The 22,628-nt window shown below is 62.3% G+C and carries 22 protein-coding genes; 8 read left to right on the top strand and 14 right to left on the bottom strand.

Annotated features, from left to right (window positions below):
- Nucleotides 1–173: 173 nt before the first annotated feature.
- Both FHU12_RS09785 and FHU12_RS09780 read left to right on the top strand, forming a co-directional pair.
- Nucleotides 174–1,970, top strand: a complete 1,797-nt coding sequence (locus FHU12_RS09785) for a glycoside hydrolase family 3 protein (RefSeq protein WP_141969038.1) — start codon at nucleotides 174–176, stop codon at nucleotides 1,968–1,970.
- 129 nt (nucleotides 1,971–2,099) lie between these two features.
- Nucleotides 2,100–3,386, top strand: a complete 1,287-nt coding sequence (locus FHU12_RS09780; RefSeq protein WP_185742294.1) for a glycoside hydrolase family 10-like protein — start codon at nucleotides 2,100–2,102, stop codon at nucleotides 3,384–3,386.
- Between the two features lie 51 nt (nucleotides 3,387–3,437).
- Here FHU12_RS09780 and FHU12_RS09775 read toward each other — a convergent pair whose 3' ends face one another.
- Complete coding sequence (locus tag FHU12_RS09775) at nucleotides 3,438–4,706, bottom strand: MFS transporter (protein ID WP_185742363.1); 1,269 nt, start codon at nucleotides 4,704–4,706, stop codon at nucleotides 3,438–3,440.
- Between the two features lie 147 nt (nucleotides 4,707–4,853).
- Here FHU12_RS09775 and FHU12_RS09770 point away from each other — a divergent pair, with 147 nt between their 5' ends.
- From FHU12_RS09770 to bioD, 3 genes are all read left to right on the top strand, one after another.
- Entirely contained in the window at nucleotides 4,854–5,744 is an 891-nt protein-coding gene (locus FHU12_RS09770) for a LysR family transcriptional regulator (RefSeq protein ID WP_141969036.1), read from the top strand.
- A gap of 159 nt (nucleotides 5,745–5,903) precedes the next feature.
- Nucleotides 5,904–7,121 carry a sugar metabolism global transcriptional regulator Mlc gene (mlc, locus tag FHU12_RS09765; RefSeq protein WP_141969035.1) on the top strand — a complete coding sequence of 406 codons (1,218 nt, stop codon included), beginning with the start codon at nucleotides 5,904–5,906 and terminating at the stop codon, nucleotides 7,119–7,121.
- A gap of 144 nt (nucleotides 7,122–7,265) precedes the next feature.
- On the top strand, nucleotides 7,266–7,931 hold the full coding sequence (gene bioD, locus FHU12_RS09760; protein WP_141969034.1) for a dethiobiotin synthase: 666 nt from the start codon (nucleotides 7,266–7,268) through the stop codon (nucleotides 7,929–7,931).
- 6 nt (nucleotides 7,932–7,937) lie between these two features.
- Here bioD and FHU12_RS09755 read toward each other — a convergent pair whose 3' ends face one another.
- A complete protein-coding gene (locus FHU12_RS09755) occupies nucleotides 7,938–8,432 on the bottom strand; it encodes a DUF2938 family protein (RefSeq protein WP_141969033.1) in 495 nt (164 codons plus the stop codon).
- Nucleotides 8,433–8,501: 69 nt separating this feature from the next.
- Between FHU12_RS09755 and FHU12_RS09750 the strand changes: the two genes are divergently transcribed.
- Nucleotides 8,502–8,894, top strand: coding sequence for a helix-turn-helix domain-containing protein (locus tag FHU12_RS09750; RefSeq protein WP_141969032.1), 393 nt, complete (start codon nucleotides 8,502–8,504; stop codon nucleotides 8,892–8,894).
- Here the strand turns inward: FHU12_RS09750 and clcB are convergent.
- The 5 genes from clcB to FHU12_RS09725 form a co-directional block, all read right to left on the bottom strand.
- Nucleotides 8,891–10,192 carry a voltage-gated ClC-type chloride channel ClcB gene (clcB, locus tag FHU12_RS09745; RefSeq protein ID WP_141969031.1) on the bottom strand — a complete coding sequence of 434 codons (1,302 nt, stop codon included), beginning with the start codon at nucleotides 10,190–10,192 and terminating at the stop codon, nucleotides 8,891–8,893. The genes FHU12_RS09750 and clcB overlap by 4 nt on opposite strands.
- Before the next feature lie 125 nt (nucleotides 10,193–10,317).
- Complete coding sequence (osmV, locus tag FHU12_RS09740) at nucleotides 10,318–11,457, bottom strand: osmoprotectant ABC transporter ATP-binding protein OsmV (RefSeq protein WP_141969030.1); 1,140 nt, start codon at nucleotides 11,455–11,457, stop codon at nucleotides 10,318–10,320.
- Nucleotides 11,454–12,104: an osmoprotectant ABC transporter permease OsmW gene (gene osmW / locus FHU12_RS09735; protein ID WP_049199194.1), complete on the bottom strand. Its 651-nt coding sequence runs from the start codon at nucleotides 12,102–12,104 to the stop codon at nucleotides 11,454–11,456. The genes osmV and osmW overlap by 4 nt, the downstream gene beginning before the upstream one ends.
- Before the next feature lie 11 nt (nucleotides 12,105–12,115).
- Nucleotides 12,116–12,973: a glycine betaine ABC transporter substrate-binding protein gene (locus FHU12_RS09730; protein WP_187181970.1), complete on the bottom strand. Its 858-nt coding sequence runs from the start codon at nucleotides 12,971–12,973 to the stop codon at nucleotides 12,116–12,118.
- 64 nt (nucleotides 12,974–13,037) lie between these two features.
- Nucleotides 13,038–13,754 carry an ABC transporter permease gene (locus FHU12_RS09725; RefSeq protein WP_141969028.1) on the bottom strand — a complete coding sequence of 239 codons (717 nt, stop codon included), beginning with the start codon at nucleotides 13,752–13,754 and terminating at the stop codon, nucleotides 13,038–13,040.
- 509 nt (nucleotides 13,755–14,263) lie between these two features.
- On the opposite strand from FHU12_RS09725, the gene FHU12_RS09720 reads away from it, so the two are divergent.
- Nucleotides 14,264–15,751, top strand: a complete 1,488-nt coding sequence (locus FHU12_RS09720) for an MDR family MFS transporter (RefSeq protein WP_141969027.1) — start codon at nucleotides 14,264–14,266, stop codon at nucleotides 15,749–15,751.
- Nucleotides 15,752–15,801: 50 nt separating this feature from the next.
- On the opposite strand, the gene FHU12_RS09715 is transcribed toward FHU12_RS09720, so the two are convergent.
- Together FHU12_RS09715 and FHU12_RS09710 are read right to left on the bottom strand one after the other, a co-directional pair.
- Entirely contained in the window at nucleotides 15,802–16,101 is a 300-nt protein-coding gene (locus tag FHU12_RS09715) for a DUF1161 domain-containing protein (RefSeq protein WP_060432992.1), read from the bottom strand.
- A gap of 89 nt (nucleotides 16,102–16,190) precedes the next feature.
- Complete coding sequence (locus tag FHU12_RS09710) at nucleotides 16,191–16,559, bottom strand: DUF1283 family protein (RefSeq protein WP_038873959.1); 369 nt, start codon at nucleotides 16,557–16,559, stop codon at nucleotides 16,191–16,193.
- A gap of 148 nt (nucleotides 16,560–16,707) precedes the next feature.
- Between FHU12_RS09710 and FHU12_RS09705 the strand changes: the two genes are divergently transcribed.
- Nucleotides 16,708–17,034 (top strand): YnfA family protein, encoded by a 327-nt coding sequence (locus FHU12_RS09705; RefSeq protein WP_025302721.1) that lies wholly within the window; start codon nucleotides 16,708–16,710, stop codon nucleotides 17,032–17,034.
- Between the two features lie 36 nt (nucleotides 17,035–17,070).
- Here FHU12_RS09705 and ydfG read toward each other — a convergent pair whose 3' ends face one another.
- The 5 genes from ydfG to fecI form a co-directional block, all read right to left on the bottom strand.
- Nucleotides 17,071–17,820, bottom strand: coding sequence for a bifunctional NADP-dependent 3-hydroxy acid dehydrogenase/3-hydroxypropionate dehydrogenase YdfG (gene ydfG / locus FHU12_RS09700; RefSeq protein ID WP_025302722.1), 750 nt, complete (start codon nucleotides 17,818–17,820; stop codon nucleotides 17,071–17,073).
- A gap of 125 nt (nucleotides 17,821–17,945) precedes the next feature.
- Nucleotides 17,946–18,467: a GNAT family N-acetyltransferase gene (locus FHU12_RS09695; RefSeq protein ID WP_141969026.1), complete on the bottom strand. Its 522-nt coding sequence runs from the start codon at nucleotides 18,465–18,467 to the stop codon at nucleotides 17,946–17,948.
- A gap of 198 nt (nucleotides 18,468–18,665) precedes the next feature.
- Nucleotides 18,666–21,017 (bottom strand): TonB-dependent Fe(3+) dicitrate receptor FecA, encoded by a 2,352-nt coding sequence (fecA, locus tag FHU12_RS09690; protein ID WP_141969025.1) that lies wholly within the window; start codon nucleotides 21,015–21,017, stop codon nucleotides 18,666–18,668.
- Nucleotides 21,018–21,132: 115 nt separating this feature from the next.
- Nucleotides 21,133–22,089, bottom strand: a complete 957-nt coding sequence (gene fecR, locus FHU12_RS09685) for a ferric citrate uptake sigma factor regulator FecR (RefSeq protein WP_141969024.1) — start codon at nucleotides 22,087–22,089, stop codon at nucleotides 21,133–21,135.
- Nucleotides 22,086–22,610, bottom strand: coding sequence for a ferric citrate uptake sigma factor FecI (fecI, locus tag FHU12_RS09680; protein ID WP_141969023.1), 525 nt, complete (start codon nucleotides 22,608–22,610; stop codon nucleotides 22,086–22,088). The genes fecR and fecI overlap by 4 nt, the downstream gene beginning before the upstream one ends.
- Nucleotides 22,611–22,628: the final 18 nt, after the last annotated feature.

The following is a 22,628-nucleotide window of genomic DNA, read 5'->3' as shown; positions in this document are numbered from 1 at the left end:
GCGTAGCGTTTTGATTCACTGATGGATTTTTTCCTGTTCGTTTGTATTTTGTTTAATCCATTTTCCGATCGCCGTTGTCCAATCACTGAAACAAACAGAATGGCAGGACGCTATGAGCCCCTCGGGTTATCTTTTCTTCTGTCATTAACGGGTGCTTTAAACGGAGGTTTACTGTGGATATTAAACAGAAAGTCAAAAACATGACGCTGGAAGAGAAGATCGGGCAAAAAATCATGCTGGATTTTCGCTACTGGGATCAGAACGGTAGCAGCAATCAGGATATGACCGTTCCCGATGAAGCCATTGGCAAGCTGATCGCCGATAACCACGTGGGTGGAGTGATCCTGTTCGCCAATAATCTGAAAGACAAGCAGCAGATCAAAACGTTGACGGCCTGGTATGCCGCGATGAAAACGCACGCCGGCATTCGCCTGTTTATCGGCACGGATAACGAGGGCGGTAACGTTTTCCGGCTGCCGCGCGGCGACTATGCCTCATTCCCCGGCAATATGGCGCTGGCGGCGGCGATTGAGGGCGGTGCGGATAAACAGCTCGCCGTTGAACAGGGCAAGCTGATGGCTCAGGATATGCGCGCGTTGCATATCAATACCAACTTTGCCCCGGTCGTGGACGTCAACACCAACCCGTTCAACCCGGTGATTAACGTTCGCGCCTTCAGCGATGATAAGAATACCGTTTCTCGTCTGGCAGAGAAAATGGTGGCGGGCATGAAGCACCAGGGGTTGATCACCGCATATAAACACTTCCCCGGCCATGGCAGCACCTCCACCGACTCGCATACCGGTTTGCCGCGCGTCGATCGCACGCGGGAAGAGGCTTTTGCCATCGATATCGCCCCTTATAAGCAAGCTATCGATCGCTGCGCGGCGCCGGACATGGTCATGACCGCGCATATTCAGTATCCGGCACTGGATAACCGCCAGATCGATACCCGCAGCGGTGAAAAAATCACGGTGCCGGCCACCATGTCGCATGAAATTCAGACCCAGATCCTGCGCAATGAGTTGGGGTATGCGGGCGTAACGATTTCAGACGCGCTGGATATGGGCGCGATTGCCGAGCATTTCAGCCAGCAAGCGGCGGCTGAAAACGTCTTTGCCGCCGGGGTGGATATTGCCCTGATGCCTGTCAGCATCGCCTCACCGGCCCAGGCGAGTCTGCTGCCGGCGTTGATCCGGTACCTTGCGGACAGAGTGAAAACGGGGCATCTCAGCGAGGCTGATATCGATGCCTCGGTCGAGCGAATTTTGCGCCTTAAATTGCGCCATGGCCTGATGGGGCATAGCGATAAACCTTGTTCCAACGACGTTGCGTCCTCAGCGCACCAGCTGGAAAAGCGCATCGCCGATCGCTCCATTACCGTAGTCATCAATCGCCACAGCCTGTTGCCGTTAAAAGACAAGGCGCTGCGCTACTTTATTCTGACCCCGTGGGGCGAGCAGGCGAACGGCATTGCGCGCGTGATGGCACAAGAGGGGTATCAGAACATCGTTGCCGCGAAGGAAACGGAACTGAGCGACGCCCAGGTCAGGGAACATATTGCCGGCTGCGACGTGTTCCTGCTCGGAACCCTCTCAACCCGCTTTACCCCTGCTGAACAGGATGGGGTCGTTACCTCCGCGACCGGGGCGGGTAATGACAGCAGCCCTTATCCGGGCTGGTTGAAATACGCCGCCGAGCAGGGGAAAAAACGCGTTCACCTCTCACTGCGCGCACCTTACGATATCGTGAACTATGCCGCAGAGGTGGAGGCGGCCGTCGCCACCTATTCCTATTACGGGTATGACGGCGGTGTGTGGCGTGGCCACTCGATGATTTCTCTGGCACAGGTGCTGACGGGGAAAATCACACCGCACGGAAAACTGCCGGTTAACACCTGGCATGACTACGATGTGGAAACCAATACGGGCAAGGTGGCGTTCCCTCGCGGGACGGGGCTGAGCTGGTAATGGGATAAAGACACCGGCGTCGTCTGAACAGGGCGACGCCGGCAGCGGGATAGCGTTGAGAAAGCGGGCGGTTTCTTGCTCTGCACGAAACGACATGGGATAACCGTCACTCACGGAAGGAGAATATTTATGCCGACAGGCGCAACAAAATTAGGCGGATGGCTGTTGATGGCCGCAATGCTCGGCGTGAGCGGATGCGCCAAGCCCCCCGAACCGGAGAAACCTGCACAGCCGACACCGCCGGTTACACCGATGCGGGGCATCTGGCTGGCCACGGTTATTGGGTTGGACTGGCCGCCGGCGGCCACCCTGAAAGCGGAAACCGCGCAAGAGCGGGTGCGCCTGCAGAAGCAGGGGCTGACGGACGCACTGGACGACATGGTGAAAACCGGGATTAACACCGTGTATTTTCAGGTTAAACCGGACGGTACGGCCCTGTGGCGTTCTGACATTTTGCCCTGGTCTGAGGTCTTGACCGGCACCGTGGGCCGGGATCCGGGTTATGATCCGCTGGCCTTTATGCTGCAAGAAGCGCATCGACGCGGCATCAAAGTGCATGCCTGGCTGAACCCTTATCGGGTTTCCATGAATGCCCGACAGCAAACGATTGATGCACTTAATCAGACGTTGCAGTCCCCACCGGCCAGCGTCTATGCGCTGCATCCCGATTGGATCCGCACGGCCAACGATCGCTTCGTGCTCGATCCAGGCTTACCCGACGTGCGCAACTGGATCACCGGCGTGGTGGCTGAAATAGTCAAAAACTATGATGTCGACGGCATTCAGTTTGACGATTATTTCTATTACGAAACACCGCAATCGCCGCTGGATGATGAAAAGACGTATCGCGCCTACGGCAAAGGGTTTGCAGACAAAGCCGCCTGGCGCAGGGACAACACGCTGCAATTGATAAAACAGGTTTCAGCCACCGTCAAAGCGTTGAAACCCGCGGTTGCGTTTGGCGTCAGCCCGGCGGGCGTATGGCGAAACAAAGCGGACGATCCTGCCGGCTCGGCGACGCGGGCAGGGGCGCCATCGTACGATACGGCCTATGCCGATACGCGCCAGTGGGTAAAACTGGGGCTGCTCGACTATATCGCTCCGCAGCTGTATTGGCCTTTTGATCGTGAAATTGTCCGCTACGACGTGCTGGCCAACTGGTGGGCCGAGGTGGTGAAAGGCACGCCGGTTCGGCTCTATGCCGGGGTGGCGCTGTATAAAGTGGGTACGCCTGTGACCAGCGAACCGGCCTGGACCGTCGACGGCGGCGTTCCCGAGCTGAAAAGGCAGCTGGATCTCAACGAGAGCCTGCCGGGAATGGGGGGAACCATCCTGTTCCGGCAACGCAATCTGACTGAGCCGCAAACGGATAAGGCCGTGGAGTACCTGCGCACCCGCTGGAAAACCGGCCAATAATCACAGGCACTGACATGACGAGCCGCGGCAAACCACCGCGGCTTTTTCTTTTCAGAGACGGGCCGCTTCCGGCAGGCGTTTCAGGTAATGCACCACCAGCAGCGCCAGCAACAGCATCAGGCTGATAAACGCCGCCACGCCATTCCAGCCGAAGCTGTGCCAGAACACGCCGCCGAGGGTGCCGGCCACGCTGGAGCCGACGTAATAGCAGAACAGATACAGCGACGACGCCTGGCCTTTGGCGCGGCGCGCACGGCGGCCAATCCAGCTGCTGGCCACCGAGTGGGCGGCGAAGAAACCGGCGGTGAACAGCATCATGCCGATAAAGATCGCCGGCACCTGCGGCAGCGCGGTAATCAGGATCCCGATCAGCATAATCACTATCGACGCCAGCAGCACCGGGCCGCGCCCGAAGCGCGAGGTGAGCGCACCGGCCTTGGGCGAGCTGTAGGAGCCGGTGAGGTACACCACCGACAGCAGGCCGACAATCGCCTGGCTCAGGTGGTAGGGATCCGCCAGCAGGCGATAGCCGATGTAGTTGAACAGGGTGACGAAGCTGCCCATCAACAGGAAACCTTCCGCAAACAGCAGCGGCAGGCCCTTATCGTGCCAATGCAGCTTGAAGTTGATCAGCAGGGTGCGCGGGCGCAGCGAGCTGGCGCGAAAATGCCGCGAGGCGGGCAGGATACGCCAGAACATGCAGGCGGCGCCGAGGGCGAACAGGCCGATGACTCCGAGCGATACGCGCCAAGAGAAGAAGTCGGTCAACACCCCGGTCACCAGGCGGCCGCTCATGCCGCCGATCGAGTTGCCGCTGATGTACAGCCCCATCGAGAAGGCGACGAAGCTGGGATGGATCTCTTCGCTGAGGTAGGTCATGCCGACCGCCGCCACGCCGCTCAGCGACAGGCCGATCAGCGCGCGCATCAGCAAAATGCCGTGCCAGCTGGTCATAAAGGCGCAAATCAGCGTGCAGACTGCCGCCAGCAGCAGCGCCACCACCATCACCGACTTGCGGCCGATGGCGTCGGACAGCGGCCCGGTGAACATCAGGCCGATCGCCAGCAGGCCGGTGGAGACCGAAAGCGACAGGCTGCTTTCCGCCGGCGAGACGCCGAAATCTTGCGACAGCACCGGCAGGATCGGCTGCACGCAGTAGAGCAACGCGAAGGTCGCCAGCCCGGCGGAAAACAGCGCCAGCGTTACGCGCATAAACTGCGGCGTGCCGCGTTCGATATAGGGGAGTTTGTTGTTGAGGGTGGAGCGTTTTACGTTTGGCGCAGCGGCCGCATCATCGTTGGCGGCCAGCGTCGACGGCATCACGGCCGCAGAACGCACAGGGGTTGTCACAGCGTTTCCTTACCGAACTTCGGGGAGATAAACAGACACTTTACAGATAACAAAATGATAGGGAGCGGCGAGTTTTTTGTCTAATATATTAATAATTCAAATTAAGACGTTTTAAATATGAATATCGAACTGAGACACCTGCGTTACTTTATCGCCGTGGCGGAAGAGCTGCATTTTGGCCGCGCCGCCGAGCGGCTGCGGATCTCCCAGCCGCCGCTCAGCCAGCAAATCCAGGCGCTGGAAGAGATGGTCGGCGCACGGCTGCTGGCGCGCAACAATCGTAACGTCAGCCTGACCCAGGCCGGGGAGATGTTCCTCAAAGAAGCCTACCAGGTGCTCGATCAGGTTGGGCGGGCGGCGGAAAAGGCGGCGCGTCTGGATCGCGGCGAGCTGGGGGAAATGACCATCGGCTTTACCTCTTCCGCGCCCTTTATCGGCGTGGTGGCGCGCAGCCTGCGCGCCTTTCGTCAGCAGTCCCCGCAGGTCCATATCAAAATGCGCGAAATCAACACCAAACAGCAGATCGAACCGCTGCTGAACGGTGAGCTGGATCTGGGGGTGATGCGCAACACGCGGCTGCCGGAGGCGCTCCACTATCAGCTGCTGCTGCGCGAACCGCTGGTGGCGGTGGTGCCGGAAGGGCATCCGCTGGCGGAAACGCCCGGCGGCGCGCTGCGGTTCCAACATCTGGCGCAGGAGCCGTTCGTGTTCTTCTCGCGCGAAGTGGGCACCGCGCTGTACGACGAAATTCTGCTGCTGCTCGGCAAGGCCGGCATTACCCCATACATCACCCAGGAAGTGGGGGAAGCGATGACCATCATCGGGCTGGTCTCCGCCGGGTTAGGGGTGTCGATTCTGCCGGCCTCTTTCGCCCGGGTGCGGGTGGACGGCGTGCGCTATTTGCCGCTGGCGGAGCCGGACGCCACCACCGAAGTGTGGCTGGTGCATCACCGCCGGCGGCCGCTGACCGCTGCCGCGCAGGCGCTGATGGCGTTGATGCTGAAATGACGTTGAACTTGGGCAAATAAAAATCAATTCACGCTGAAATTGCGAGGAATTTGTGCAGCAAATCACATAACGAATCAAATAGTTGACGCTGTATGACAAAAGCCCCACCATAACCCCTAGTCTTTATTTAGAAGCGCGAAAAATAGTAGGAGCAGGTTTGTGATTGCGGTTGGGCAGCCTGGGCATATCGATCAAATCAAGCAGACCAATGCGGGGGCGGTTTATCGGCTAATCGATCAACTGGGCCCGATTTCGCGCATCGAACTGTCAAAACGCGCACAGCTGGCGCCCGCCAGCATCACCAAGATCGTGCGCGAACTGCTGGAAGCCCATCTGGTCAAGGAAACCGAGTACCAGGAAATCGGCAGCCGGGGCCGCCCGGCGGTGGGGCTGGTGCTGGATACCGAGGCCTGGCATTACCTTTCTGCCCGTATCAGCCGTGGCAGCATCACGCTGGCGCTGCGCGATCTCAGCAGCAAACTGGTGGTGGAGGAGCTGCTGCCGCTGGCGGCCGAACACCCTGAACCGCTGCTGAAACGCATCCTGACCGAAGTCGACCAATTCTTTATCCGCCACCAAAGCAAGCTGGAGCGGCTGACGGCGATCGCCATTACGCTGCCGGGCATGATCGACGTGCAGTCCGGCGTGGTACATCGCATGCCGTTTTACGACGTGCTGGAGATGCCGCTCGGTCCGGCATTGGGAACCCGCACCGGCCTGCCGGTTTACCTGCAGCACGATATCAGCGCCTGGACCATGGCCGAGGCGCTGTATGGTGCCTCGCGCGGCAGCCAGAACGTGATTCAGGTGGTGATCGACCACAACGTCGGCGCCGGGGTGATCACCGGCGGCCACGTACTGCACGCCGGCAGCCACAGCGTGGTGGAGATCGGCCACACCCAGGTCGATCCGTACGGCAAACGCTGTTACTGCGGCAACCACGGCTGCCTCGAAACCGTGGCCAGCATTGAGAACATCCTGGAGATCGCCCAGCAGCGGCTGAGCGGTTCGATGAGCTCCAGCCTGCACGGCGCTCCGCTGACCGTTGAATCGCTGTGCGACGCCGCGCTGGCGGGCGATCAGCTGGCGCGGGACATCATTCTTGGCGTTGGGCACAGCGTGGGGCGCATTCTGGCGATCATGGTCAACCTGTTCAATCCGGAGAAGATCCTGGTGGGCTCGCCGCTCAACCGCGCGGCGGAGATCCTGCACCCGGCCATCGCCTCCTGCATTCGCCAGCAGGCGCTGCCGGCCTACAGCGAGCAGGTCAAGGTCGAATCCACGCAGTTCTTCAATCAGGGCACCATGCCCGGTGCGGCGCTGGTGAAAGAGGCGCTGTACAACGGTTCATTGCTGGTGCAATTGCTGCAAGGCTAACATCAGAACTTCTTATTAATTCCGCAAAAGATTGAGCTACCTCAAGCCCCTATGGGGGCGCATCCCCTAGAATTTTTCCGAAAGACTTCTTCGCCGCCGATGCGGCGACACATTGTTAACGGGGCATTCTGGGGCATTTTATTCATGTTGAAGCGTTTATTTGTGACAGGCACGGATACCGACGTCGGTAAAACCGTGGTTTCCCGCGGGTTGATGCAGGCGCTGGCCGCCGAAGGCCGTTCAGTGGCCGGCTACAAGCCGATCGCCGCACGCTGCCAGGAAACCAGCGAGGGCATCCGCAATAAAGACGCTTTGGTGTTGCAGGCATCCTCAACCCTGCCGCTGTCCTACGAGGAGATCAATCCCATCACCTGCCTGGATGAGGTGTTTCACGCGCATGCGACCGAGGACATCAACTACGGCCTGATGAGCAGCGGCCTGCGGGATCTGTCCGCCAAGGCCGACACGGTGGTGGTGGAAGGCAGCGGCGGTTGGCGGGTGCTGATGAACGATCTGCGGCCTTACGCCGAATGGGTGGTGCAGGAACAGCTGCCGGTGGTGCTGGTGGTGGGCATCAAGCTGGGCTGCGTCAGCCACGCGCTGCTGACCGCGCAGTCGATCATCAACGACGGCCTGCCGCTGCTGGGCTGGGTGGCCAACCGCATCAATCCGGGGTTGGCACACTACGCCGAAACCATCGAGGCACTGCAGCAGCGCATTCCCGCGCCGCTGCTGGGTGAGGTTCCGTACCTGCCGCGTGCGGAGCAGCGCGAACTGGCGCACTATCTCGATATTTCCACGCTGCTGTAAGCTCGATCAGACGCAAAGCGCCGCCAACAACCGGGCGGCGATCAGCAGGCCCAGCCCATACACCGTGTGGGTGAGCAAGCTGAGCAACCGTGCTCTTCGCGGATAGGCGGTTTTCGCTGCCGCTACGCCAAAACCCAGCGCGGGCTGCATCACCAGAAACGGCGCCGCCAGGCTCAGCCAGCCGCTCAACAGCGCGATGAGCGGCTCCGGCGCCGCATACCACCCGATGCCCGCCAAACCGATCGGGATAAAGGCAAACGCGATGCCGATGGCGTAATGCAATATCCAGCCGATTGCTCTCTCCCCCCGGCGCGGCGGCGCCGTAACGATGGTGGCGTGAAACCAGCGGCCGTCGGACATGCCGAGAAACCAGCGGCCCACCAGCGCATAATCGAGGGAAGGGATGCCGAAGCGCCGCTTCAGCAGCAGCGCCCACAGATCCATGCAGAGGGTGGCGCCGGCGCCGGTTAACAGGATGCGCACTAACAGATCGGGGGTCATACAGGTGTCCTTAACGCAGTGACGTGATAATGTGCGCACAGTGTGCAACTTAAAGTCGGCTTCAAGTCAATGGCAAAAGAACTGGATATCGGCGCGGTGGCGCGCCTGAGCGGGATCGCGCCGTCTGCGCTGCGGCATTACGAAAAAAAGGGGCTGATCGCGTCGATAGGCCGCCACGGTTTGCGCCGCCAATACGACGCCGGGGTACTTGACCAACTGCGGCTGATCGCGCTGGCGCGCCTGGCCGGTTTTACGTTGGACGAGATGAACGCCTTGTTTGACGAACGGGGCAAGATAGCGATCGATCGTGGGCTGCTGGCGGTGCGGGCGGATGAGCTGGATCGCCATATCCAACGCCTGATGCAGGTGCGCGACGGGCTGCGGCACATGGCCGATTGCCCTGAACCCGAGCACCTGCAGTGCCCGCAGTTCAGGAAAATCCTGCAGCAGGGCGAGTTCTAAGCTTCGCGTTTGGGCGGCGGCGCCGAATGATACACCGACACCGGTCGCAGGCCGCGCGACACGGTGGTGGCGATCACGCAGGCCAGCAGAATGCCGGGCAGCAGCGCGTATTCGCCGGTCATTTCAAACACCATTAGCGCCGCCATGATCGGCGCATGGGTGGTGGCGGCCAGCAGGGTAGCCATGCCGGTCAGCGCCAGCAGCAGCGGCACCGCCGTATCCATGCCCGGCCACAGGCCAAACAGCTGTCCGATGATCGAGCCGAGCGCGGCGCCGACGAACAGCGTCGGGGTGAAGACCCCGCCGGGTGCGCCCGACCCGCTGCTGGCGAGGATTGCCAACAGTTTACATACCAGGATCGCCCCCAGCAGCAGCACCCCCGGCGGCGCGATCAGCAGCGCCTGCACCACGCTGTAACCATTGCCCCACACCTGCGGGAACAGCAGCGAAAGCAGCCCGACGATCAGGCCGCCCAGCGCCAGCTGCAACGGCGGCTTCAACCGCAGCGAGCGGAAGGCATGGCCGGTGGCGGTCATCAGCCATAAAAACAGCGGCCCGCCGGCGCCGGCCACCACGCCGACCAGCGCCATCAGCAGGTATTGCGTCGGCAGGGGGGCCGCGAGCGGCGTCACCAGATAGAGCGGCGCCTGACCGCCGTTGAGCAGGTTGGTCATCAGCAGCGCGCTGACCGCGGCGATCACCACCGGGCCGAGCGAGGCCAGCATCAGGGTGCCGAACAGGATCTCGGCGATAAACAGGCTGCCCGCCAGCGGCGCATGATAGGCGCTGGCCATCCCGGCGGCGGCGGCGCAGGCCACCCACAGTTTCCATTCTTTCTCGTGCGTAAAGCGCTGGGCAAACAGCGAGCCCACCAGCGCCGCCAGCAGGATCATCGCGCCTTCGCGGCCGATGGCGCTGCCGCTCGATACCACCAGCAGCGACGCCAGGCACTTCACCAGGCTGGCGCCGGTGTCCAGCTTGCCGTTGCCGGTCTCGATCGCTTCCATATAGTCGGTGGGCGCCGCCGGGCGCTGGTGGCGGTAGCGCTGGTGAATATACAGCAGCAGGCCCGCCGCCAGGCCGCCCAGCGCCGGCGTCAGGGCGCGCCGCCAGCCGGGCAGCGCGGCGGCGGCGGCCACCAGGCTGCCGTCGGCATTGCCGAGCAGCAGCCACTCGAGGCCAATCATCGAACGGTGGAACAGCCACACCGCCAGGGCGGCGGCGATGCCGATGAACACGGCGATAAACAGGCTGCGCAACAGGGCGCGATAGTGGTGCAGGTGGACCAGTCTTTTCATGCGTGGGCGGCGTCGTGAGAAAAATCAAAGGGTCATCAGCGCATTGTGCTTGGCGCTCCGGCCGATGACCAGTGAATCTTTATCAAACTGCGGCATGGGCGGGGCGGTCGGCGCCCCGGGGTGAGTTATTGCGGCGTCAGCACCCGGCGCGTGCGGCCGGAGCTGAGGCAGTCGGCGATGTAATCCTGCGAGATTTCGCCGCTATAGCGGCCGTCTTCATCGACGATCGGCATCCAGGAGGTGTTGTGCTCGTACAGCTTCGACAGCACCACGCGCAGGTTCTCCTCCGCACGGGCGGTGACGCGGAAACGGTGCAGGCTGTCGGCGCAGACGCCCGGCGCGCCGCGCGCCTCACGGCGTTTGACGTACCCCAGCGGTTTGCCGTCGGCGTCCACCACCGTCACCGAGCGGGCATCGATATCGTCCATCAGCCCGAACGCCTCCACTAGCGGCGTCTCCCGTCGCACCGTCACCGTTTCCTGTTGATCGGCCACGTCGCCGGCCTGCACCAGCAGCAGGCGCTTCAGTGTGCGATCCTGGCCGACAAAAGAGGCGACGAAGTCGTTCGCCGGCCGCGCCAGCAGCTCATCGGCGCTGGCGTTCTGCACGATCTTGCCCTGGCGGAACACCGCGATGCGATCGCCGAGCTTCAGCGCTTCATCGATGTCGTGGCTCACCAGCATCACGGTCTTTTTCAGCTGGCGCTGCATGTCGAGAAATTCGTTCTGGATGGTTTCGCGGTTGATCGGGTCCACCGCGCCGAAGGGCTCATCCATCAGCAGCACCGGCGGATCGGCCGCCAGCGCGCGGATTACGCCGATGCGCTGTTGCTGCCCGCCGGACATCTCTTTCGGGTAGCGGTGCAAAAAGCGCTTGGGATCCAGTGCCACCATGCTCATCAGCTCCTCGGCGCGATCGTGGCAGCGTTTTTTGTCCCAGCCCAGCATGCGCGGCACCACGGTGATGTTCTCCTCGATGGTCATGTTGGGGAACAGACCGATCTGCTGGATGACGTAGCCGATTTTGCGGCGCAGGCTGACGGTATCCAGCGCGCTGGTGTCTTCGCCATTGATCAGAATGGTGCCGCCGGTGGGTTCGATCAGGCGATTGATCATCTTGAGCGTGGTGGTTTTGCCGCAGCCGGAAGGGCCGAGCAGCACGCAGATTTCGCCTTCCGGCACGTCCAGATTGATGTTGTCGACGGCGTTGAACGGCGTGCCGTTCTTCTGCATAAACTGTTTGGTCAGATTTTCCAATTTAATCATGAGCGGATCCCCTTGGGCGTAAGCGCAATTTGCAAGCGGTGCAATAACCAATCGAGGACGATCGCCAGCAGGCTGATCATCACGGCGCCGGTAATCAACTGGCGGATGTCGCTGCTGCTGATGCCGTTGAGCAGCAGCAGGCCGAGACCGCCGGCGCCGATCACCGCGGCAATTGCCATCACGCCGATATTCATCACCACAGCGGTGCGAATGCCGCCGAAAATGACCGGCAGCGCCACCGGGATCTCTACCCAGCGCAGGCGTTGCCAGAACGTCATACCGATGCCGCGGCCGGCTTCGCGCAGCCCGCCGGGCAGGTTGTCGAGCGCGGTGTGGGTGTTGCGCACGATCGGCAGCAGCGAGTAGAGGAACACCGCGGTGATCGCCGGCACGTAGCCAATGCCGTGGCCGATTAAGGAAAACAGCGGGATCATCAGCCCGAACAGGGCGATGGAGGGCACGGTCAGCACCAGCGTAGCCAGGCTCAGCACCGGCGTCGCCAGCCATTTGTGGCGGACGATCAGCACGCCGAGCGGCACGCCGATCAGGATTGCCAGGCCGACGGCGACGCCGACCAGCAGCAGGTGCTCCAGCGTCAAGCCGGCGATATAGGCCCAGTTTTGCCAGGCGTAAAGTACAGTATTCATCACATGCCTCCCTAAATCAGGCCGCGCTGCTTGAGGAACGCGTCGGCGACCTGTTGCGGCGTCTGGTAGTCGATATCCACCTTAGCGTTCAGCTCGGTGATCACCTGATTGTTGAACTGTTTCGACAGCGTGTTCAGCGCCGCTTCCAGCCCCGGCGTGTTTTGCAACACCTCGGCGCGCACCACCGGCGTGACCGCATAGCTCGGGAAATAGCCCTTGTCGTCTTCGAGCACCTGCAGATCGAAGCCTTTCACCCGGCCGTCGGTGGTGTACACCAGCCCGGCATCGACGAAGCCGTCGCGGATGGCGTTGTAGACCAGGCCGGGGTCCATTTGGCGGATTTGCGGGCGGTCCAGCGGCATGTCGTACAGCGCCTGCATCGGCTTCAGGCCGTCCGAGCGGCCGGCAAACTCCAGGTCCAGCCCCAGCAGCCAGTTGTGTTTCGGGTCGGTTTTACGCACCTGTTCCACTTTGGCCACCAGCTGCGACATGGTGCGAATCTGCTCTTTTTCCGCGCGCTGGCGCTGCATGGCGAAGGCGTAAGTGTTGTTCATGTCTGCCGGCTGCAGCCACACCAGGCCGAGTTTGGCGTCGAGTTTTTTCACCGTGTCGTAAGTTTCCTGCGGCGTCATGCGCTTATTGATGTGGTTAAAGATGATCAGCGAGGTGCCGGTGTATTCCCAGGTCATGTCGATCTGTTTGTTGATCATCGCGTTGCGGGTGATCACCGTGGCCAGATTGGTCTTGGGTTCGACCTGAAAACCTTTGGCCCGCAGGTATTGCACGGTGATCGCCGACAGAATGCGCTGTTCGGTAAAGTTCTTGCTCGCCAGCGTGAGCGGGGCGGCCCAGGCGGCCGCGCCGGTCATCAGCAAGGAGAACAGCAGCGCGTGGCGGAGGCGTTGTAACCATCGAGTCATCGCGTTTCTCCCATCAGGATGCTGTGTGCGGGCTGAGCCGGCGGCCGAGACCGGCCAGCGCCAGATCCAGCAGTAGGGCGATCAGCGCGGTGGCGGCGGCGCCGAGGATCAGCGTCGGGAAGTCGTTCAGGTAGATGCCGGGGAAAATCAGCTCGCCGTAGCTGCTGGCGCCGATTAAAAACGCCAGCGGCGCGGTGCCGACGTTAATCGCCATCGCAATGCGCACCCCGGCGAAGATCACCGGCAGGGCGTTGGGCAGTTCGACCTGGCGCAGCCGCTGTCCGGCGGTCATGCCAATACCGTTGGCGGCCTCGACCAGCGCCGGCGGCACCGAACGCAGGCCGGCATAGGTATTGCGCACGATGGGCAGCAGCGAGGCGAGGAACAGCGCCACCACCGCCGGCCGATCGCCGATGCCGATGATCACCATCGCCAGCGCCAGCACCGCCAGCGGCGGCAGGGTGTTGCCAACGTTGAAGATCTGCATCACGTGTTCCGCCCAGCGGCGGGCAAAGGGGCGGCTCAGCAGGATGCCGCTGGGAATGCCGACCAGCAGCGACAGCAGCATGGAGCTCGCCACCAGGAACATGTGTTGCTGGCCGAGGTAGATCAAATCTTCCCGGCGCGCCTTGAGGGTTTCCCAACCGATGCCGTAAACCAGCAGCGCGATGACGGCGATAAACAGCAGGCTCCCGAGGAGCAGGCGCCGGTATGGCGCTGACTTGTGCATGATGTTGCGTCCTCCGTTGCGCGGAGCGGCCGATGAGACGGCGCATTCCGCTCTGATTGTTACCCACTGCCCGACGGGCGTGGCGGTACAAAACGGGCGTTTCGCATGAGGTTAGCGACATTGAGCGAAGGGTGTGTTCGGCATAGCGTGCTGAACGGCGGCTCAATACGTGAATTAATCAGCATAAGATACTGATATTTAAACTAGAGAAAGCACGAAGCCCAATGACCCCGGCTAGGGAAGGTATAGCACCCTGTCGTTAGCCATGCCAAGTTTTATGAACAAAATCAGTTGATTGAGATTACGCGGATCGGCGCCTCAGCCCGCGTCAGCGCTGGGATGCGCGGAAAGTGAAAAAAATGTGCAGCGAAACGTTACGCCGTAACAATCGGTCCAAATGGTGCGATTCGCCGCCGGCAAAGACAGGATGTGAGGGCGGATAGACTCGGCGCAGGCGCTTGCTGATATACTCAGGGAAAATAAAAACGCCAGGAAACCTGCATAACGCCATGACAAATAACGTTTCACCCGCACCCATCGCCCACCGCCCGTTGATTCTGATCGCCTGCATGCTGGCGATGTTCATGTCGGCGATCGAAGCCACCATCGTCGCCACCGCCATGCCGACCATCATCGGTGACCTCGGCGGCTTCTCGCTGCTGGGGTGGGTATTCGCGGTCTATTTGCTGGCGCAGGCGATCACCATCCCCATCTACGGGCGGCTGGCGGATCTCTACGGCCGCAAGCGGGTGTTCTTCTTCGGCGCCACGCTGTTCCTGCTGGGCTCGGTGCTGTGCGGCTTCGCCCCCGATATGTATTGGCTGATCGGCTTTCGTCTGCTGCAGGGGTTGGGCGCCGGCGCCATCATGCCGATCGCTTCCACCATCATTGGCGATATCTACAGCGCCACCGAGCGGCCGAAGGTGATGGGCTACCTGTCGAGCGTATGGGGCGTGTCGGCGATCATCGGTCCGCTGCTGGGCGCGTTTATCGTCCAGCATCTGCCGTGGGCGCTGGTGTTCTGGGTCAACCTGCCGATCGGCCTGCTGGCGATGTCCTTCCTCTGGCGCTATCTGCCGGCGCATCAGCAGCTGCGGCGGCACGCGCTGGATCTGGCGGGCACCGCCTGGCTGACGCTGTTCGTTTCGGCGCTGCTATTGGCGCTGTTGCAGATGGAAAGTCTGGGATGGTGGGTGGCGCCGTTGCTGGCGCTGGCGGCGGCGTCGCTGGCGCTGCTTGTCCGCCAGGAGCGGCGCGCGGTCGAACCGCTGTTCCCGCTGGCGCTGTGGCAAAGCCGGGTGATCGTCGCCGGTAACATCGGCGGGCTGGTGATCGGCGCGGCGATGATGGGCATCAGCGCCTTCCTGCCCACCTTCATTCAGGGCGTGATGGGCGGCTCGCCGCTGGAGGCGGGCACCACGCTTGCGCTGATGTCGATCGGTTGGCCGCTGGCCAGCACGCTGAGCGGCCGTTTGATGCTGATGACCTCGTATCGCGCCACGGCGCTGCTGGGGGCGCTGCTGTTGGTGGCGGGCGGCCTGATCCTGCTGATGCTGCAGCCGAACGGCGGCCTGCTGTGGGGCCGGGTGGCGGCGTTTATGGTCGGTGCCGGCATGGGGCTGTGCAACACCACATTTTTAGTGTCGGTGCAGAACGCGGCCCATTACAGCATTCGCGGCATCGCCACCGCCTGTACGGTGTTTACCCGCATGGTGGGGTCGGCCATCGGCACCGCGATTCTGGGCGCCACGCTGAACCTCAACCTGCAATGGCGTCTGCCGGAAATCGACGATCCGGTGCAGCGGCTGATGGAGCCGGCGGTGCGGCAGAGCATGGGGGGCGAGGCGCTGGCGCAGTTGACCCAGCAGGTGGCGGCTTCGCTGCATTGGGTATTTCTGGTGTCGGCGTTGGTGTCCTTGCTGGCGCTGGCGGCAGCCATGCTGATCCCGGCGCGTTGTCGGCCGCAGGGCGAAGAAGAAGAGGCTGAGCAGGCGTAAGGGATAAGGAAAGGGCGCTGCTGCAGAGCGCCCGGGATAGCCGGTGTGGCTTACTGCGTGTTGGAGGTATCCTGGCTGGTGCCGGTCTGCGCCGCGTCACCGCGATCGTCGCCGTTGCTCAGGCGGGTATAGACGATCTTCTGGGTGTCGTTTTCGCAGTGGCCGACCACTTGGCCGCCCGCTTGATCGGCCTGATCGTTGGGCACGATCTCCAGTTTAAAGCCGGACTCCGGTACGCCGTTATTGACGATTTTTTGCGAAATGTCCGCTTTCACGCTTTCGCAGGAGGCCAGGGCCGCTAACGGCGCGCCGGCCAGCAATACAGCGGTTAATATCAGCGTTTTTTTCATCACGTCATCCTTTTAGACAATGGACTTCCTGTAACAGGATAGCAGCAACGGCGGCCGGGTTTCACGCTTGCCCGCCCGCCGCAGGCGGATTAAGGAATAATCCGACGCCCGGTCTGGCGATCCAGGCATTTACGGGTGTCCGGCTCCCAGTACGCGTTAACGTTGTTGCTGTCGTTGCAGCGGTCTTCGTCATCTGCCGCGCGATCGGCCTTGTCGAACTCTTTCTCGACGCGAGTGTTAACCTTGTGGCGCAGGGTTTTGGTATCATTCCACTGCTCTTTGCTCTGGCGCGCTTCTTCGGTGCTCATCGCGCCGCTGCCTTTGCCATCGACGGTGACGCAGGTGCTGCCCTGAGTGCAGGTGGCGGCCAGCGCCGGCGCCTGCCAGGCGCCCATGACGGCCAGCATGGCGACCGGCAGCATCCCGCGCAGCAGTCGTTGGGTCGAAAATGTTTTCATCGTTTCATCCTTATGAGTGAGTGCGCCTGATGATGGCGACACTGGCGTTACCTCGCCCGCAGGCGTGGTGACAAATATACCACCGCGCTCCTGGAATTCACCAGCCAAGCGCCGATTCGTTTAATTTACCGAGAGAAAACTGCGACCGATGTTAAAAACTACGCTGTTGTTTTTCGCCACTGCCCTGGCTGAAATTATCGGCTGCTTCCTGCCTTATCTCTGGCTCAAGAAACAGGGCAGCGCCTGGCTGCTGCTGCCGGCGGCATTGAGCCTGATGCTGTTTGTCTGGCTGTTGACGCTGCATCCGGCGGCCAGCGGGCGGGTCTACGCGGCCTACGGCGGCGTGTATGTGGCGACGGCGCTGCTGTGGCTGCGGGTGGTGGACGGGGTGAAGCTGTCTGCGCTGGACTGGGTGGGCGCCGGGGTGGCGCTGGTGGGCATGCTGATCATCGTTTCCGGCTGGCGCGCGGCCTGAGGAAATAGGGCGGGAGTCGCCTCCCGCCGCCAGGGATCAGGCGCCGCGGTGGATGTTAAGCCCGGCGAAGGACTGGCTGACCGGCATCATTTCCAGCGTGTTGATGTTGACGCGCGCCGGCAGGGTCGCGACCCAGAACACCGACTCGGCGATGTCTTCCGGCGTCAGCGCATCGGCGCCTTCGTAGGTTTTATTGACCTTGCCGTCATCGCCCTTGAAGCGCACGTTGGAAAACTCGGTGCCGCCCACCAGGCCCGGCTCGATATCGGTCACTCGGATACGCGTGCCGTGCAGATCGGCACGCAGGCCCAGGCTGAACTGTTTGACGAATGCCTTGGTGGCGCCGTACACGTTGCCGCCGGCGTAAGGCCAGTTGGCGGCGGTGGAGCCGATGTTGATCACATGGCCGACGTTACGCTCGACCATGGCCGGCAGCAGTGCGCGCGTCATGTTCACCAGCCCTTTGGCGTTGGTGTCAATCATGGTTTCCCAGTCATCGGCGTTGGCCTTGTGCGCCGGCTCCAGCCCCAGCGCCAGCCCGGCGTTGTTCACCAGTACGTCGATCTGACGCAGCTCGGCCGGCAGTGCCTCGATCGCCTGTTGAATGGCGGCGCGGTTGCGCACGTCGAGCCGCACGATGTGCAGCGCTTGCCCTAATTCGTCCTGCAGCTCTTCGAGACGCTCAAGGCGGCGCCCGGCGGCGATCACCTGGTGGCCTTCACGGATAAAACGGCGCGCAATGGCCTCGCCGAAACCGGAGGTGGCGCCGGTAACAAAAATAATCATGTTGCTGTTCCTCAACTGTTTTTACCCTACATACCTCTATCATTAGCACAAAGCCGCAGGCAGTGGCAGCGGTTATCACGGCGGAAAGAAAAAAAGGTCACACCGGGCCGGCGGCCCGATGCTGATTAGCGCTGAGGCGGCAGGTGGTACACCACGGCGTCATACTTGATGCGTTCGCAGCGGCCGGCCAGCACGCCGCCCAGCGACTCGACGAGGCGGCGGCTGGCGGTATTCTGTTCGGCCACCGGGTAGAGAAAGTGCGGCGGCTGGAAGCGTTCGCTGGCCCAACGCGCGATACCTTGCACGATTTCGCGCCCGTAACCCTGGCCATGCAGGCTCTCTTTAACCCAGATGCCCAGCTCCGGGGTGTGGCTGCGCAGGTTGCGCGCGCCGCCGACGCCAACGAACTGTCGGTCTTCGCGCCGGCGGGCGACGAAGATCACTTCTTCGCCTTCGCGCATCAGCGGCAGCCAGCTTTGCCAGACATTGGCGAAATCTTCCGGTGACGCCTCCGGCTCAAAGGTCATAAAGCGCGTCAGAGTGGGGGTGATCGCCTGGTAAACATCGTCGGCGTCTGCTGCGGTAAAGGGGGCAATCAACAAACGGTCGGTGTCCACGCGGCACTGAGAAAGGTCATTATGATTCATCTTATTCCCTCGCTTTTCAGGCCAGAACGGCAAAAAATCCGCGCCCATAAATCGGGGCGGATTGTCGATATTACGCGCATTGGCGGCAGAAGCGACTTATTTTTCGCCGCTTGGGCGAGGTGAGAAGAAGGCGTTTAGTGACGATGTCACGTTATGGGTGAGGCGGCGAGCGCGATGAGGTGCGCCCGCCGCTGAGTGTCAGAACTTCACCGAGCCTTGCAGATAGATCGTGCGCGGCTGGCCGATGTACAGACCTTTGTTGTTGTCGTCATAAGCGCGGGTGAAATACTCGTGGTTGAACAGGTTTTTCACGCCGACGCCCAGATTCAGACCGGCCATTTCCGGGCCGAAATCATAGGCGGCGCGCACGCCCCACAGCATATAGCCGGGAATGCGGCCGGTGCTGCCGTCGGCGCTTTCCGCCACGGTGTTGGCGTTGTCGGCGAACTGGCTGGACTGGAACTCGCCGTTAAGGTTAAACGCCCAGTTGCCCGGCGTGTAGTCCAGCCCCAGCGTGCCTTTATGCTTCGGTGAGAACGGCACCTGATTGCCCTTGTAGCCGCCGTCTTCGCGGATGGTGGCGTTGACGTAGGCGTAGCTGGCGTAGGCGGTCAGGTCGTCCAGTTTCGGCGTCAGCTGCGACAGATCGTAACGCAGGCTGCCTTCCAGCCCGGCGTGGCGGGTTTTGCCGCGCGCGGTCACGCTGTCGGTCACCTGGTTGGAGTCGTACTGGTTGTTGAAGTTGATCAGGAACAGCCCGATCTCGCCGGTCAGCGCATCGCCGGCGTAGCGGGTGCCCAGCTCCCAGGTGCGCGCCTTCTCCGGTTCAATCTTGCCGCTGTCGACCGCTTTGCCCATCTGGCTGTACTGTACGGTGCCGAAGGAGCCTTCGGTGTTGGCGTACAGGTTCCAGTATTCGTTCAGGTGATACATCACGTTCAACGCCGGCAGCGGCGCGTTATAGCTAACGTCGAGGCGGTTGTTCTTGATGTAGTTGTTCTGATACGACTTGATGTACTCGTAGCGCATGCCCGGCGTGATAGTCCAGTCGCCGATGTCGATGCGATCGTCGATATAGAAGGCGTGCGCCTCGGTGCCGGACTGGGTATCGCGATCGTACGGGCTGGCGGTGGACGGCAGCCGGCCGGTGCTGGCCTTGCTGGTGTAGCGCAGCTCGTGGGTGGATTCGCTGACGTAGCGGTAGCCGACGCCGACCTCATGCGCCGAATCTCCCCAGCGGAAGCTCTGGCTGTAGCGCGGTTCCACGCCGCGCACCCAGTATTCGCGCGGCGACAGCGTCAGGTTTTTGCCCTGATCCAGATAGCCGCTGCGCAGGGTGTAGGTGTAGAAGCTCTGCACGTCGAACTTGTGCTGCTGATCCGGCTGATACTGATAGCCGAAGTTCGCCAGCTGGCGGCGGCCCCAGAACTTGTCGTACGGGCGCGTCGACTGGAACGGATTGGCGTTGTAGTCCGCGCGGCTCAGGCCGCCCGGCATGTCCGCTTCGCCTTCGTAGTATTGCAGCAGGCTGTTGAAGGTGTGCACCTCGTTCGGGGCGTAACGGCTTTTCAGCATCACATCGTCAATTTTGGTCGCGCTGTGCTCGCGCCAGTCGCTGCCGCGGGTGCCGGAGTAGAGCAGCGCCGCGCCGAGGCCGTTGTCGGCGGTGCCGCCGATCATCAGGTTACCGGTGCCTTTCGGGTGATCCTGGCGCGAGGTCGGGCTGAGCTGCCCCTGCATGCCGGCCTCCATGCCGAAGGTTTTCGGGATGGCACGGGTGACGAAGTTAACCACGCCGCCGACGCTCTGTGGCCCGTAACGCACCGCGCCGCCGCCGCGCACCACGTCGATCGCATCCATATTGCCGAGCGAGATTGGCGCCAGCGACAGCTGCGGCTGGCCGTAAGGGGCGAAGGGCACCGGGATGCCGTCCATCAACACGGTGGAGCGGCTGGCGAGGCGCGGGTTGAGGCCGCGAATGCCGAAGTTCAGCGCCATGTCATGGCTGCCGGTGCCGTTGTTCTCCGGCGCCACTACGCCCGGCACGCGGTTCAACGCTTCGCGCACGGTGGTGGTGCCGGTTTTGGCGAATTCTTCGCGGCGCACCACGTCGCGCGCGCCGGGATGTTCGAACACGTCTACCTGACGGCCTTCCGCCAGCCAGTCACCGACCACGGTGATGTCCTCTTCCTTCTGCGGCTGCGGCAGTTTGGCCAGCGTGTAACCGTTGTTGCCGAGCGCTTTAGCCTGCAGGCCGCTGCCGGCCAGCAGGGCGTTGAGGCCGTCATCGACGCCGTAGCTGCCGCTCAGGCCCGGCGAACGTTTACCGGCGGTCAGCGTGCCGTCCACCGAGAGCGCGATGCCGGCGCGCGCAGCGAACGCATTCAGCGCGCCGTCCAGCTCACCGGCCGGAATGTGATAGGTGGCTGCGGCGCTGGCGGCGCTCGCCGTCAGCGGTGCGGCGAAGGCCAGGCCAATGGCCACGGCCAGCGGCGTGGCCCGTTTTCCCCAAAGCAAAGCCGGCGCTACCTTTCCCCAAGCGTTGTTCATACCTTCTCCTGAATCATTTTTTATTTATTGCTGCAGTGTTTTCCTGGGAGTCGGATGAGCGAAGCAAAAGGGACAATCAAGAATGCGATTTTTTATCATTTTTATTTAAAACGATTCAGGCGGGGACGATTTGCAGCCAATAGCGGGTAAAGCCCTGCAGGCGCACCGGCAGGGTCTGGCTGAGCAAGGCGAGGGCGCGATCGGTATCGTTGAGCGGGAAACTGCCGCTGACGCGCAGGCCGGCGACGGCCGGATCGCAGCTCAGGTGGCCGCGCCGGTAGCGCGCCAGTTCGGCGATCACCCGGTCCAGCCGCCACTGGCTGACGCTCAGCACGCCGCGCAGCCAGCCGTCCTCCGCCGCAGCGGGTTGTTTTTCGCTGAAGGCCGTGGCGCTGAAGCTGATCTGTTCTCCGGCCTCCACCCGGCGCGTTTGCCGCGCGTCCTGCGCCAGCTGCGCTTCGACCGCATGCTCCAGCACCGTCAGGCGCGTCTCGCCGCCGCTCTCACGCACCAAAAAGCGGGTGCCGAGCGCGCGCATCGCCCCCTGCGGGCTTTGCACCCACAGCGGCCGGGGATCGCGTCCGGTCACCAGGCTGATTTCTCCGGCGTGCAAGCGGATCAACCGTTGGCGATCGTCGTAATGCACGTCTACCGCGCTGGCGGTGTTCAACACCAGCTGGGTGCCGTCGCTTAACACTATGGGTTTGATTTCGCCGGTGGCGGTGCGGTAGTCGGCGCGCAGCTCCCGGCCGAGCGGCGACTGGTAAAGGAATCCGCTGCCGCCCACGCCGAGCAACAGCAGCAGGCTCTTCAGCAGGGTGCGGCGATCGGTCGCCGACTGGCGGCCGGCGCGATCGAGCGCGCGGTAGCTGAACTTGCCCGGCACGCCCTGCAGCTGGCTCTGCAACGCTTCGACGCGCTGCCAGGCCCAGCGGTGATCGTCATGCTGCTGATGCCAGGCTTGCCACTGTTGGCGCTGGCGGTCGGTGACGTGCTCATCGCACAGTAGTGCATACCAGTGTGCGGCCATTTTCAGCGCCTGGCGCTGCTCGGGGGTGATGGCGTTGCTCATGAGAAAACGTCGTTTTCCAGGCTGAACAGCAGGCAATGCTCGGTGGCCTTGGCCATGTATTTTTTAACCGAGCTGACCGACACACCGAGGCGCACGGCGATGTCTGCATAGCCCAGGCCTTCGAGCTGCGACAGCAGGAAGGCCTGTTTCACCTTCGGCCCCAGGCCGTCGAGCATGGCGTCTATCTGCTGCAGGCTTTCCAGCAGGATCTGGCGCTGCTCCGACGACGGGGCATAGCCATCCGGGATCAGCGCCAGCATCTCAAGATAGGCGCGCTCCAGCGTTCTGCGGCGAAACAGATCGACCATCACCCGCTTGGCGACGGTGACCAGAAAATCTTTCGGCTCGCGCAGGGTCGCCGCGGCGTCGCTTTTCAGCAGGCGCATGAAGGTGTCCTGCGCCACATCGTCCGCGTCGAACGCGCAGCCCAGCCGCCTGCGCAACCATCCCTGCAACCAGGCATGATGGGTGGCGTAAAGGCGCGACAGCGCGGTGTGCGGGGCGGAAGCGGTGGCGGACATGGTTTTCGCATTGCTGGT

The sequence above is a fragment of the Serratia marcescens genome, assembly GCF_006715005.1.
Lineage (GTDB): Bacteria > Pseudomonadota > Gammaproteobacteria > Enterobacterales > Enterobacteriaceae > Serratia > Serratia montpellierensis.
Note: the sequence above shows the minus strand (reverse complement) of the source record. Positions and strands in the feature narration are given on the sequence as shown.